The organism is Moorella humiferrea, assembly GCF_039233145.1.
Classification (GTDB): Bacteria; Bacillota; DSM-521; order Neomoorellales; family Neomoorellaceae; genus Neomoorella; species Neomoorella humiferrea.
The window spans coordinates 1-13,494 of the sequence record NZ_CP136419.1; the positions used below are offsets into that span (position 1 = coordinate 1).

Below are 13,494 nucleotides of genomic sequence, written 5' to 3' on the forward strand. Positions count from 1 at the left end.
TTGCCATCCAATCAACTTGATCTAGCCTGGCAGCAGGTTTTATCTATTTTAGAGAAAAAAATAAGCCTTCCCGCCCTTGAAGCATGGTTTTTCGATGCCCGGCCGGTTACTATGCAGGGTAATACCCTTGTACTCGCCGCAGCTAACGAATTTGCCCGCGACTACATTCAGAGTCGTTATTATCCACTGGTGCAGGAAGCCCTGCAGAAAGTCCTGGGCCGGGAACCCATTAACATCCAGGTAATCTGTTTTTCTCCTTCATGCGATTTTTCACCCGCAAGTGGGGAAATAGACAACGACGACTTGCCCCGCCTTAATCCTAAATACACCTTTGACACCTTTGTCGTCGGTAATAGCAATCGTTTTGCCCATGCAGCCTGCCTGGCCGTAGCGGAAAGCCCGGCAAATTCTTATAACCCGCTTTTTATATACGGCGGCGTTGGTTTAGGGAAAACCCATCTCATGCAGGCCATCGGCCACCATGTGCTTAAGCATTTACCTAATTATCGCGTACTTTATATTTCCTCCGAAAGATTTACCAATGATCTTATAAATGCCATCCGTGACGAGCAAACGGAGGAATTTCGCGCCAAGTACCGCAATATTGACGTCCTCCTCATCGACGACATCCAGTTTTTAGCTAAAAAAGAGAGTACCCAGGTCGAGTTTTTCCATACCTTCAACCACCTATACGAAGCCAACAAGCAGATAGTAATTTCCAGCGACCGTCCGCCAAAGGAAATCCCTACGCTGGAAGACCGCCTGCGCTCCCGCTTTGAATGGGGCCTGATCACCGATATTCAACCCCCCGACCTGGAAACGAGGATGGCTATTCTACGGAAAAAAGCCGCGGCAGAAAATATAAGCATTCCTGACGACGTAATGTTTTTTATGGCCCAAAAGATCGATTCCAACATCCGCGAACTGGAAGGGGCCCTGCTCAGGGTTGCTGCCTATGCCGCCTTTACCAAAGAAGAAATCACCGTCGACATGGCGGAAAGGCTTTTAAAAGATGCCTTAAATCTATCACGTCCGAAACCTGTAACCATAAACCTGATACAGGAAGTGGTGGCGCGTTATTTCAATATCAAACAGGAAGACTTAAAAGCCAAAAAGCGCAACCGTACCGTTGCCTACCCAAGGCAAATCGCCATGTACCTCGCCAGGGAGTTGATGGATGCTTCCTTACCCCAAATAGGCGAAGCCTTTGGCGGCAGGGATCATACCACCGTTCTCCATGCCTATACCAAGATCCGTGACGATCTTAAAAACGATCCATCCCTTGCGCAAACAATATCACAACTTATACAGGAAATAAGGAACCAGTAATGCACAACCACAAAAGCTTTTCTTATTTACCTTTTTCTCACCTTTCAACATATCCACAGGCCCTATTACTACGACTACTTATTTATTTTTAAGATGATGATGGAGGAAGCATTTATGCACGTTTCCTGTTCCCAACCCCAACTGCTGCAGGCGGTCCAAAAAGTTCATCGCGCTGTAGCTTCAACAACTACAATGACTGCCCTTACGGGTATTTTATTCCAGGCAGACGAAAATATGCTTACCCTCCAGGGAACGGATCTCGATTTAGGCATTATATATAGTTTTCCCGTTGAAGTTATAATACCGGGAGAAATTCTTCTGCCGGCCCGGATTTTTACTGAAATGGTACGGCGTCTACCACCTACAAACGTAACAATCCAACTTCTTGCCGACAATACGGTAGAGTTAACCTACATGCAGTCAAGAGTCCATTTAAATAGCCTCGATCCAAACCAATATCCTTCTTTCCCGGAAATTGAAGGGGAAACAACTCTAGAAATAGATATTAAAACATTGAAAGATGCCATACGCAAAGTAAGTATTGCCAGCAGCAGCGAAGACTTGCGCAGTATTTTTAGCGGCATTCTCCTTGAAGTAAACCCAAAAGCCCAACAATTTAACCTGGTGGCCACCGACACCCATCGTCTCGCCCTTTACAGGGGATCTTTTGTTTCATCGACTATTAAGACCGACGATGAAATAAACGCCCTTATTAGTAGCCGATCCTTAAATGAACTTGCCCGGCTTCTTCCAGGAGAAGAGGGTACCGTCCAAATAACCATAGGTTCTGCCCAAATATTCGCCTGTCATGATAATTTAAAACTTTATGCCCGTCTCCTTGATGGAAAATTTCCCCATTACCAACAAGTAATTCCTCAATCTTATACAACCAGGATAAAAATGTCTACCAGGGAATTATTAGAAACAACCGAACGTGCTGTCCTTCTCGCCAGGGATGAAGTAAAAGCGCGCTCCCATATAATAATCCTGCAGATCGGTGAAACTTTTAAAATAAAAAGCGAAGCCGCAGAAGTAGGTCACCTGGAGGAAGAATTATCGGCACAAATTGACGGAGAACCGTTAACCCTTGCCTTAAACGGCCGTTATCTACTGGAAACATTGCGCATACTAGACAGCGAGGAAGTAGTCCTCGAGCTCTCCTCGCCGTTAAAACCGATTGTAGTTAAACCCGAAGGCCAGGATAATTATTTCTGCCTCATTCTGCCGATAAGAATAAATACAACGGTGCCGGAAAGGGAATATCATGGCTAATCGTATCTTTCCCATCACCACTTCCTCCATAAGGCTCGACCAGTTTTTAAAATGGGCCAATATAGCGGCGACCGGGGGCCAGGCAAAAGTCTTTATAAGGCAAGGACTGGTTAAGGTTAACGGTAGAGTAGAGACGCGCCGCAGCCACCTGTTAAAGCCCGGCGATGAGGTGGAGATTCAAGGTGCCAGATACAAGGTTAGCAGACATTCAGCTGATTAATTTCCGCAGCTACCGTAGTCTTCTCTGGCACTGTGAACCTGGTTTAAATATAATCTACGGACCAAATGGTGTCGGGAAAACCAATCTTCTGGAAGCTATCGCCTATCTTAGCTTTGCCCGATCCTTTAGGCAGCAACAGGACCGTTTTCTGGTAACGTGGGAAGAAAGCTTTTTTCAAATAAGCGGCTGTTGTCTTTATAACCAGGAAAAAATCAAAGTAGATATCAATATTATTTACCGTGACGGCCATAAAGAGTTAACAATTAACGGTCAAACCAACCGCCTCATAGATCTATTAGGTATTTTTCCTGTTATTTATTTTGGCCCCGACGACCTTCTCCTTTTAAAAGGGGCACCCGTACTGCGCCGGCAATTTTTAGATCGGGAGATAAGTACCTTAGATCGCATTTACTGTCGCAATCTCCAGTTGTATCGCCGCCTTTTATTGCAACGCAATAGACTTCTGCATGCCGTTAAAGACGAAAGGGCAAAATTACAGGAACTTGAACCCTGGACCCTTCAGCTCATAAATATCGGTACGGCTATTATCCAGCAGCGCCATGCCTTTATTAATTCCCTTGCAACCCTGGCGGCAGATATCTACAAAAAAATGGGAGGAAGGGAAGATTTAGCCCTCGTTTATCGTCCTAACGTAGGCAGTATGGATGAGTGGATGGCTAAATTTAAATCCGGCCGGGAAAGGGAAATCCAGGCGGGTTTAAGCCTTTGGGGTCCCCATCGGGATGATTTTTCTTTTTCCATCGGAAACCGTGATGCCCGCCATTTTGCTTCCCAGGGGCAGCAGCGGGCGGCCGTTCTGGCACTAAAAATAGCCGAAACAATGGTATTTTTTGAGGTCCTGGGTAAAAAGCCGGCCCTATTGATGGACGACGTTTTTTCCGAGCTTGACTTAAGACGCCGGGAGGCCCTTTTGGAACTTTTATTTTCTGCCGGCCAATCCTTTATAACCACCACTGAATTGTCAAACCTTCCTTCCGTTCTTCTTGATGGGGCAGCTATCTGGCAGCTCAATAGTGACGGAAGGTTAATTTTGGAACAAAAATGAGATAATGAACAATGGTGGAGGCGGTATATATGTACCTGCACATCGGTAATGAGGTAGTTGTTCCCTTTAAAGAAATCATAGCCATTTTAAACCTTAACACTACAGCCCGTTCCACAATTAATGAGGGTATTCTTACGTCTGCCGAAGGCTACAAATCGTGCATCATCACCGATAAAAACATATATTTTTCAACTATTTCCTCGGGCACCTTAATGAAAAGGGCCGCTTCCTTCCCCGCAAACCTTGAGGAATAGACGTATTTCCGGCCCGGCTTGAAGAAAAACTTGCTTATATGCTATATTTGTCAGGGAAGTTTAACCCGGGAGGAAAAAATGGAACAGGTACACACCGAATATGATGCCAGTCAAATACAGGTTTTAGAAGGTTTGGAAGCCGTCCGGCGACGTCCCGGCATGTATATAGGCAACACCGGAGTCCGGGGCCTGCATCAGCTGGTTTTTGAACTGGTAGATAACAGCATTGACGAAGCCCTGGCGGGATTCTGTGATCGTGTAGAAGTTGTTATTCATAAAGACGGCAGCCTTACCGTTACCGACAACGGCCGTGGTATACCGGTAGACATCCATGAGAAGACGGGCCTACCGGCCGTGGAGGTGGCCCTTACCATGCTCCACGCCGGGGGCAAATTTGGAGGCAACGGCTACAAGGTAGCTGGAGGTCTGCATGGAGTAGGCCTTTCTGTAGTCAACGCCCTGTCCGAATGGCTGGAGATTAAAGTAAAACGTGATGGAAAAATTTATCAACAGGAATATCGCCGGGGCAAAAAGGTATCGGAGCTCAAAGTCGTAGGCAAGGCCAAGGGTACGGGCACCAGCGTCACCTTTTTCCCCGATCGGGAAATCTTTGAAGATATAGTTTTCCAGGATGAAATAATAGCCAGGCGTCTGCAGGAATTATCCTTTTTGAACCGCGGTATTAAAATAATCTTTCGCGACGAGAGAAAGGAATTTGAGGACACCTATTATCATACCGGGGGCTTAATCGATTTTGTCCGTCATTTAAATAAAAACAAGGGGGTTCTTTTCAATAAACCCCTCTATTTTAGCGGGGAAAAGGATGACGTTCAGGTTGAAATAGCCCTGCAGTATAACGACGGTTACAATGAATTAATTCTTTCTTATGCCAACAACATCAACACCACCGAGGGCGGCAGCCACGAAATCGGGTTTAAAACGGCCCTGACGCGGGTGATCAACGATTATGCCCGCAAATTTAACATTTTAAAAGAAAACGAGAACAACCTGGCCGGCGAAGACATTCGGGAAGGCTTAACGGCGGTTATCAGTGTCAAGGTTTTAGAACCCCAATTTGAAGGCCAGACCAAAACCAAGCTGGGAAATACGGAAGTCCGGGGTATTGTCGATGCCCTGGTGGCAGAACATTTAAGCGCCTACCTAGAAGAAAACCCTACCATCGCGCGCCGTATTGTCGATAAAGCCTTAAACGCCTTCCGGGCCAGGGAAGCCGCCCGTAAAGCGCGGGAGCTGACGCGGCGCAAAAACGCCCTGGAAATAACCTCTTTACCCGGGAAATTGGCCGACTGCACCAATAAAGACCCGGCGGTGGCCGAACTTTTCCTGGTTGAGGGTGATTCCGCCGGGGGCTCGGCCAAACAGGGGCGCGACCGCCGCTTCCAGGCCATCCTGCCTTTAAGGGGTAAGATATTAAACGTTGAAAAGGCTCGGTTGGATAAAATTTTAAATAACGAAGAAATCCGCACCATCATCACGGCCCTGGGTACGGGCATCGGCGACGATTTCAACATTAACAAGGTTCGTTACCATAAAACTATCCTCATGGCCGACGCCGACGTCGACGGTTCCCATATTCGGACGTTATTGCTCACCTTTTTTTACCGCTACATGCGACCGTTAATCACCGAAGGATATATCTATATCGCCCAGCCGCCGTTATATAAAGTTTCCCGGGGCAAAGTGCAGCATTATCTCTACAACGACGCCGAACTGGAAAGGTTTTTACAAAATCATGCCGGGGAAAAATGGGAAATACAGCGTTATAAAGGTTTGGGTGAAATGAACGCCGAACAGCTCTGGGAAACTACCATGAACCCGGAAACCCGTACGCTTTTACGGGTAAACCTGGAGGATGCCGCCGCCGCCGATGCCATTTTTAACATTCTGATGGGCGATAGGGTAGAACCGCGGCGGGAGTTTATCCAGCGTCATGCCCATGAAGTCAGAAACCTTGATATTTAGGAAGGGGGTCTGACCCCTTTTTTTTGAAAGAGGTGGAAAGTTTTTGGCCTTACAAGAGGGCGGTAAAATTTTAGAAGTCAACCTGGAAGAGGAAATGAAGCGGTCCTACATTGACTATGCCATGAGCGTCATTGTAGGACGGGCACTCCCGGATGTCCGCGACGGCTTAAAGCCTGTCCATCGGCGTATCCTTTATGCCATGTACGAGGAAGGATTGACGCCGGACAGGCCCCATAAAAAGTCGGCGGTCGTCGTTGGTACGGTGCTGGCTCGGTATCATCCCCACGGGGATGCCGCCGTTTATGAAACTATGGTACGCCTGGCCCAGGATTTTGCCTGCCGTTACCCTTTAGTAGACGGCCACGGCAACTTCGGTTCCATAGACGGCGATTCCGCCGCAGCCATGCGTTATACCGAGGCCAGGCTGTCCAAAATTGCCCTGGCCATGCTGGCCGATATCGATAAAGAAACCGTCGACTTTATTGACAACTATGACGGGAGCCTCAAAGAACCGGTGGTGCTGCCGGCGCGGATACCCCAGCTTTTAGTCAACGGCTCGGCCGGTATTGCCGTCGGTATGGCCACCAACATTCCGCCCCACAATCTGGGGGAAGTCATCGACGCCTTAGTTTTCTTAATAGATAATCCGGAGGCCGACCTTAAAGATTTAACAAAGATCATCAAGGGACCCGATTTTCCTACGGGTGGCCTTATAATCGGCCGTGAAGGGATAAGAAACGCCTACCGGACCGGCCGGGGCAGTATCAAGATCCGCGCCAAGGCCCAGGTGGAAACCTTAAGCAACGGCAAGAGCCAAATTGTCGTGACGGAGATTCCCTACCAGGTCAATAAGGCCCGCCTGGTGGAAACCATCGGCGAGCTGGTACGGGAGAAAAAAATCGACGGTATTACCGACCTGCGGGACGAATCCGATCGGACGGGAATGCGCATCGTCATCGAGCTGCGCCGTGACGTCCAGCCCCGGGTCATCCTCAACCAGCTTTATAAGCACACCCAGATGCAGGAGAATTTCGGCGTCATTATGCTGGCCCTGGTGAACGGCCGGCCTCAAATCCTTAACCTTAAAGAGATGCTGGTCCACTACCTGGAACATCAGAAAGAGGTAGTGGTCCGGCGTACCCGCTACCTTTTGAACCAGGCCGAAGCCCGGGCCCATATAGTGGCCGGTTTGCGCATCGCCATCCAATTTTTAGATGAAGTGATCAAAATAATCCGCCGGTCGCCCAATGAACCGGAAGCCTGCCGTGGTTTGATGGAGCGTTTTACTTTAAGCGACAGACAGGCGAAAGCCATTGTTGATATGCGTCTGGGACGGTTGACGGCCCTGGAGAGAGAAAAACTCGAAGAAGAATGGCAGGAATTACAGAAGCGCATCGCCTATCTAAAAGAAGTTTTAAGTAAAGAAGCTATGGTCTACGGCATTATCCGGGAGGAACTGCTGGAGCTTAAAAATAAATTCGGCGATCCCCGCCGCACCCAGATCGTACTTGAGGAAGAAAACTTAGAATTAGAAGACCTTGTTGCCCGTGAAGACATCGTCGTCACCTTGACCCGGCGCGGCTATATCAAGCGTCAGCCGGTAGACACTTACCGCAGCCAGAAACGGGGCGGCCGCGGCATCCAGGCCATGGGCACCAGGGAAGAAGACTTCGTCCAGGACATTTTTGTCACTACCACCCATCATTATCTTCTTTTCTTTACAAATCACGGCAGGGTTTTTCATTTAAGGGGTCATGAAATACCCGAAGCCGGTCGCCAGGCACGGGGCACACCTGTCGTTAATTTGATTTACTTAAACAAAGGTGAATCTATCACCACCGTCATTCCTATCCGCGACCTGGATGAAGACGCCTACCTCTTTATGGCCACCAGGAAGGGAACGGTAAAGAAAACCCATCTTGGCGAATACCGTTCGTCCCGCCGGGACGGTTTGATCGCCATAGGTTTGGAAGAAGGCGACGAGCTCATCGGCGTCCTGCGGACAGAAGGCAGCCATGAGGTAATGATGGTTACGCGTCAGGGTAAGGCCATACGTTTTAACGAAGGGGAGGTGCGTCCCATGGGGCGTACCGCCCACGGCGTGAAGGGCATAACCCTTGCCGACGATGACGAAGTTGTCGGACTGGTCCGGGTAAAGGAAGATGCGGAACTGGTCGTCGTTTCCGCCAAAGGCTTTGGCAAGCGGACACCTCTGGAAGAATACCGTCCCCAGGGCAGGGGAGGAAAAGGGATTATAACTATGAATGTTACCGACAGGACGGGTCCGGTGGCGGCAGTGGCCGTTGTCATGCCTGACGAAGAGCTGATGTTGATATCGGCCGAAGGAATCCTCATTCGCCTGGGAGTGGAAGACATCTCCCGGCAGGGCCGTAATACCCAGGGCGTCACATTGATGCGGTTGGATCCCAATGATCGGGTGGTGGCCATAGCCCGCGTTCAATAATATTTAAATTATAACCCTGAAAATAAGATCATGTTTAAAGGTTATTGCTTAAGCAATGACCCTGTAGTAGAATGAAGTTATCAACCTGAAGGGTCGCAGAGTGGAGCAATGGGGGGAAGAAAAATGGCAGCAGAAAAAGGAACATGGACGGTAAAGAAAGGCCTGGCGGAGATGCTCAAAGGCGGCGTCATTATGGACGTAACCACTCCGGAACAGGCAAAAATAGCCGAAGAAGCCGGCGCCTGCGCCGTCATGGCCCTGGAACGGGTACCGGCCGATATCCGTGCCGCCGGCGGGGTGGCCCGCATGGCCGACCCGACGATTATCCTGCGCATTATGGACGCCGTAACCATCCCGGTGATGGCCAAAGCTAGAATCGGCCACTTCGTAGAAGCCCAGATTTTAGAGGCCCTGGGTGTCGATTACATTGACGAAAGCGAAGTTTTAACTCCGGCCGACGAAGAGTTCCATATCAATAAACATGAATTCAAGGTGCCCTTTGTCTGCGGCGCCCGTAACCTCGGCGAAGCCTTAAGGAGAATCGGCGAAGGGGCGGCCATGATCCGCACCAAGGGCGAGCCCGGCACCGGCAACGTCGTAGAGGCCGTGCGGCATATGCGCCGGGTGATGAGCGAGATCCGGCGGGTGCAGAACCTACCCGACGAAGAGTTGATGACCTTTGCTAAAGAAATCCAGGCCCCCTATGAACTGGTCAAGCAAGTCAAGGAACTGGGGCGGCTGCCGGTAGTCAACTTTGCCGCCGGCGGCATCGCCACCCCGGCCGACGCCGCATTAATGATGCAGCTAGGGGCCGACGGCATTTTTGTAGGTTCCGGCATCTTTAAATCCAGCGACCCCATGAAACGGGCGCGGGCAATAGTTGCGGCCACCACCCACTTCCGGGAACCGGAAGTCCTGGCCGAGATATCGAAGGACCTGGGGGAAGCCATGCCGGGTCTGGATATTGCCACCATCAGAAAAGAAGAACGCATGCAGGAACGAGGTTGGTAAATTAAACAGCGAGGCGAGATAAAAATGAAGATCGGTGTGCTGGCCATGCAGGGCGCCTTTCGGGAGCATATTACCTCCCTGGCGTCCCTGGGTGTTGAAGGCATAGAAGTCCGGCGGGAGAGACATCTCGAAGGTATAGACGGCCTGATTATTCCCGGCGGCGAAAGCACAACAATCGGTAAACTCCTGGTAGAATTCAATCTTTTAGAACCCATCCGCGAACTGGCAGCGGGGGGTATGCCCGTGTTCGGCACCTGCGCCGGAATGGTACTTTTGGCCAGGGATATAATCGGCAGCGACCAGCCGCGGCTGGGACTGATGAACGTAAAGGTGAAACGTAATGCCTTCGGCCGCCAGGTGGACAGCTTTGAAGTTGATCTGGATATTCCGGTCCTGGGTGAAAAACCATTTCGTGCCGTCTTTATCCGCGCACCCTACCTTGAGGAGGTAGAGCCCCCGGCCGAATCCCTGGCCACCTTTATGGGTAAAAGCGTAATGGCCAGACAGGGAAACCTCCTGGCGACGGCCTTTCACCCGGAACTGACCAACGATCTGCGGATACATCGCTATTTCCTGGAGATGATAAAATAAGAGGGCGATATCAGCCCTCTATTTTTCTATGCGCCCTATAATATGGTTTTCCCCGAACGCTTTGACCAGCAGGGCATCACCAGTATGAATTTTTAACTGGCGGCGAATCTCTGAAGGTATGGTTATTTGTCCTTTGGAAGAAATGCGTGTTTCCATAAGCGCTCCCCTCCTTACCAACTCCTTTACTCGCCATAGTCTATCATACCTAGTAAAGCAATATCAAGAAAGGTAGGCTACTATGGTTCCGGCAAAAATTCTATCACCCTGGAGGAAGGAATTCATGCAAACAAAAATCCTGGACGTCGTCTCCATAGGCGAGATTTTAATCGATTTTGTTGGCAAACAGAGCAACTGCCCCCTCGCGGAAGTGACCGATTTCCACCGCGCCGCCGGCGGCGGGCCGGCCAATGTGGCCGTTGGGGTGGCCCGCCTGGGGGGACGGGCCGGTTTCATCGGCAAGGTGGGCCGGGACGCTTTCGGAGACCATTTGCAGAAGGTCCTGGAGGAGAACGGTGTGGATACCCGCGGCCTGCTGCGCGATGACGCGGCCAACACCACCCTGGTTTTTGTGGCCCTGAACGAAAGGGCGGTGCCGGAGTTTGTTTTCTTCCGGCACGGTACGGCAGATACCAGGCTCGCCCCCGTCGAGTTGCCGCAAGAGGTGCTTGCGGACACCCGCATCCTCCACTTCAGCTCTGTATCTCTGGCGGTGGAACCGGCCAGAAGCGCCACCCTGGAGGCGGTGCGGCTGGCCAGGGCGGCCGGAGCGGTCATATCCTTTGACCCCAATCTGCGCCTTTCCCTCTGGCCGGACGCCGCAAAAGCCAGGCAGGAGCTTCTAGAAGCGGTAAAACTGGCCGACATAGTCAAGCTGAATGACGGGGAACTGCGCTTTTTATTAGGTGCGAAAGCAGAAACACTGGCCGCCGGGGCCATGGCCCTGCTGGCCAGGGGCCCCCGCCTGGTAGCTGTCACCTTAGGGGAGCATGGCGCTTTGCTGGCCGGGAGAGAAAGAAAAATTCAACTGCCGGCCTTACCGGTACATGTTGTCGATACTACCGGCGCCGGTGATGCCTTTATGGCAGGCATGCTGGTAGTTCTGGCCGAAGGTATTCAGCAGGGGATGGACCCCGGGGTCCTGGATTCAGCCTGGCTGGAGCGGCTGGGTCGCTGGGGCAATGCCGCCGCGGCCCTTACCTGCACCCGCCCGGGGGTAATGCCGGCTTTGCCTATCAGAGGAGAAGTGGAAAAATTAGCATCGCAAGGAACAGGTAATGGTATTAGCAGGAAAGAAAACTAAATGGGCATAGGCAGCTTTACGCCTTTTTCCCGGCCAGGAAACGTTCCAGCCGGTCCAGGCCTTCTTTGATGTTTTCCAGGGAATTGGCGTAGGAAATACGTATATATCCTTCGCAGTTGCGGCCGAAGTCGATGCCCGGGGTGACGGCTACCCGGGCTTTTTCTAATATTTCAAAGGCGAAGGAATAGGAAGCGTCGGTATATTTCTTGACGTTGGCCAGGGCGTAGAAGGCACCGGTAGGCTCGACCCGGGTGGCCAGGCCCATGGCTTTGAGGCGGCTCAACAGGTAACGGCGGCGCTCGTCGTAAGTAGCGACCATGTGCGCCACGTGTTCGTCGCATTCCCGCAGGGCAGCGATGCCGGCGGCTTGGACGAAGGAACCGGCGCAGATAAAGAGGTTCTGCTGCAGCTTTTGTAAAGGGCGGACGAACTCCGGCGGCGCGATAACGTAACCCAGGCGCCAGCCGGTCATGGCGTAGAGCTTGGAAAACCCGTTGATGACAAAGGCCCGGTCGGTAAACTCCAGGATGGTATGCTCCCGGCCTTCGTAAACCAGGCCGTGGTAGATTTCGTCGGCAATGATGTATGGTCCCAGGCCGGCCAGGGCTGCTAATTCGTCCGCCGTAAAGACGGTGCCGGTGGGATTGGCGGGAGAATTGATAAGAATAGCCTTGGTCCTGGGGCCAATACTCGCCTGGACAGGGGGAAGGCGGTACTTGAAGCCGTCTTCTTCTTGTACCGGGATAAAGACCGGCTGCCCGCCGGCGTAACGTATAAAATTGGGGTAGCAGGCATAGTACGGATCGGGGAGGATGACCTCGTCCCCCTGCTTCAGGAGGACGCTAAAGGTCAGGAGCATGGCCGGTGAGGTGCCGGATGTAACGACGACCTGGTCGGGCGAGATGCTGACCCCGTATTTCCGCTGGTAGTAGCGGGCGATTTCTTCCCGCAGCTCCGGCTTGCCCAGGCTGTGGGTGTAGTGGGTGTCACCGTCACGCAGGGCCCGCCGGGCGGCTTCTTTGATGGGTTCCGGAGTGTCAAAATCCGGTTCGCCGATTTCCAGGTGGATGATGTTCTCACCCCGGGCTTCCATTTCTTTGGCCTTTTCCAGGATGTCCATGACGATAAAGGGCGGCATTTCCCTGGCCCGGGTGGCAATATCTTTTTCCCTGTCAGGCATATACTTCCCTGCTTCTTTAAAATAATGGGTAATGTTAACTTTTTCGCCATGAGATGCAGGAATCCTGCCCGCCAACATATCATTGGCTAATATTTTCAAATCCCTGCTCAAGAAAATTTCTGTCAAAAGCAAATGCCTTTTTAATACCCAGTTTACGCATCACAGCAAAGCTAACGGCATCTACCAGGCTCAAATTTCTCCTGTTGGCGGTCAAAACGGCATTGGCACCCCACTGGTGCAACTCGGCGTCAATCCATTCTACTTGCAGCAGGGGAAGAATATCTTCGTGAAATACCCGCAAAGCTTCCATCCCCAGCCGCCGCTGTACCAGGGCATATGTTTCTACGAGAACGTAACTGCTGCAAATCATCGGAACACCACTGGTTAGAAGATTTTCCCATATTTTTTTGGCAGCGGCATGATTCTCATCGTCAGCATCGAGGATGGCTAAAAAAGCTGAAGTATCAAGATAAACATTCATTCTGCAAAAGCCCCCGTTAAATAGGCATCATGATTGCGAGAGAGGTCCTTAACACCGGAACGGAAACGCCCTGCTGCCTTTATAGCCCTCTGAATTCGTTCGTTTTGGCCAGGATTGCTACCGGCCAGGACCTGATCGACGCCGAGCCGGATTAATTCCGCCATGGATATTTTTTTGACAGCAGCCATTTTTTTCAGGGCATGATATTGTTCTTCCGTGAGCTGGATTTGCGTACGGATCATTTGTTATATCATCCCTCCATAATGATTAAATGTAAGCATAATAATGTTATCATGATGAACCATTTTGACAAAAGGTAGAGCAGGTGTTACCATTTATGCGT

General features: G+C 51.0%; 14 protein-coding genes. 10 read left to right on the forward strand and 4 right to left on the reverse strand.

Annotated features, from left to right (window positions below; all coding sequences use genetic code 11):
- From dnaA to pdxT, 9 genes are all read left to right on the forward strand, one after another.
- The gene (gene dnaA / locus MHFGQ_RS00005; protein WP_106005334.1) at positions 1-1,329 is read left to right on the forward strand and encodes a chromosomal replication initiator protein DnaA; all 1,329 of its coding nucleotides are present in this window, start codon (positions 1-3) and stop codon (positions 1,327-1,329) included.
- 114 nt (positions 1,330-1,443) lie between these two features.
- Positions 1,444-2,601 carry a DNA polymerase III subunit beta gene (gene dnaN, locus MHFGQ_RS00010; RefSeq protein WP_106005321.1) on the forward strand — a complete coding sequence of 386 codons (1,158 nt, stop codon included), beginning with the start codon at positions 1,444-1,446 and terminating at the stop codon, positions 2,599-2,601.
- Positions 2,594-2,821, forward strand: coding sequence for an RNA-binding S4 domain-containing protein (locus MHFGQ_RS00015; RefSeq protein ID WP_106005322.1), 228 nt, complete (start codon positions 2,594-2,596; stop codon positions 2,819-2,821). The genes dnaN and MHFGQ_RS00015 overlap by 8 nt, the downstream gene beginning before the upstream one ends.
- On the forward strand, positions 2,784-3,887 hold the full coding sequence (gene recF / locus MHFGQ_RS00020; protein ID WP_170066259.1) for a DNA replication/repair protein RecF: 1,104 nt from the start codon (positions 2,784-2,786) through the stop codon (positions 3,885-3,887). Before MHFGQ_RS00015 ends, recF begins: the two co-directional genes overlap by 38 nt.
- Before the next feature lie 29 nt (positions 3,888-3,916).
- Positions 3,917-4,141 (forward strand): extracellular matrix regulator RemB, encoded by a 225-nt coding sequence (gene remB / locus MHFGQ_RS00025; protein ID WP_106005324.1) that lies wholly within the window; start codon positions 3,917-3,919, stop codon positions 4,139-4,141.
- A gap of 78 nt (positions 4,142-4,219) precedes the next feature.
- Positions 4,220-6,124 carry a DNA topoisomerase (ATP-hydrolyzing) subunit B gene (gene gyrB, locus MHFGQ_RS00030; RefSeq protein WP_106005325.1) on the forward strand — a complete coding sequence of 635 codons (1,905 nt, stop codon included), beginning with the start codon at positions 4,220-4,222 and terminating at the stop codon, positions 6,122-6,124.
- Positions 6,125-6,218: 94 nt separating this feature from the next.
- Positions 6,219-8,588 carry a DNA gyrase subunit A gene (gyrA, locus tag MHFGQ_RS00035; protein ID WP_245907831.1) on the forward strand — a complete coding sequence of 790 codons (2,370 nt, stop codon included), beginning with the start codon at positions 6,219-6,221 and terminating at the stop codon, positions 8,586-8,588.
- A gap of 123 nt (positions 8,589-8,711) precedes the next feature.
- Positions 8,712-9,599 carry a pyridoxal 5'-phosphate synthase lyase subunit PdxS gene (gene pdxS, locus MHFGQ_RS00040; RefSeq protein WP_343105514.1) on the forward strand — a complete coding sequence of 296 codons (888 nt, stop codon included), beginning with the start codon at positions 8,712-8,714 and terminating at the stop codon, positions 9,597-9,599.
- Positions 9,600-9,623: 24 nt separating this feature from the next.
- On the forward strand, positions 9,624-10,190 hold the full coding sequence (gene pdxT, locus MHFGQ_RS00045) for a pyridoxal 5'-phosphate synthase glutaminase subunit PdxT (protein ID WP_106004772.1): 567 nt from the start codon (positions 9,624-9,626) through the stop codon (positions 10,188-10,190).
- Positions 10,191-10,208: 18 nt separating this feature from the next.
- Here the strand turns inward: pdxT and MHFGQ_RS00050 are convergent, their stop codons facing one another.
- Positions 10,209-10,346 (reverse strand): AbrB/MazE/SpoVT family DNA-binding domain-containing protein, encoded by a 138-nt coding sequence (locus MHFGQ_RS00050; protein ID WP_106004950.1) that lies wholly within the window; start codon positions 10,344-10,346, stop codon positions 10,209-10,211.
- Positions 10,347-10,470: 124 nt separating this feature from the next.
- Between MHFGQ_RS00050 and MHFGQ_RS00055 the strand changes: the two genes are divergently transcribed.
- Positions 10,471-11,490, forward strand: a complete 1,020-nt coding sequence (locus tag MHFGQ_RS00055) for a carbohydrate kinase family protein (protein ID WP_170066204.1) — start codon at positions 10,471-10,473, stop codon at positions 11,488-11,490.
- Between the two features lie 16 nt (positions 11,491-11,506).
- On the opposite strand, the gene MHFGQ_RS00060 is transcribed toward MHFGQ_RS00055, so the two are convergent.
- The 3 genes from MHFGQ_RS00060 to MHFGQ_RS00070 all read right to left on the reverse strand — a co-directional run bounded on the left by MHFGQ_RS00060 (position 11,507) and on the right by MHFGQ_RS00070 (position 13,393).
- Positions 11,507-12,670 carry a pyridoxal phosphate-dependent aminotransferase gene (locus tag MHFGQ_RS00060; RefSeq protein WP_106005084.1) on the reverse strand — a complete coding sequence of 388 codons (1,164 nt, stop codon included), beginning with the start codon at positions 12,668-12,670 and terminating at the stop codon, positions 11,507-11,509.
- A gap of 79 nt (positions 12,671-12,749) precedes the next feature.
- The gene (locus MHFGQ_RS00065; protein ID WP_106004952.1) at positions 12,750-13,151 is read right to left on the reverse strand and encodes a type II toxin-antitoxin system VapC family toxin; all 402 of its coding nucleotides are present in this window, start codon (positions 13,149-13,151) and stop codon (positions 12,750-12,752) included.
- Positions 13,148-13,393, reverse strand: a complete 246-nt coding sequence (locus tag MHFGQ_RS00070; RefSeq protein WP_106004953.1) for a ribbon-helix-helix protein, CopG family — start codon at positions 13,391-13,393, stop codon at positions 13,148-13,150. Before MHFGQ_RS00070 ends, MHFGQ_RS00065 begins: the two co-directional genes overlap by 4 nt.
- Positions 13,394-13,494: the final 101 nt, after the last annotated feature.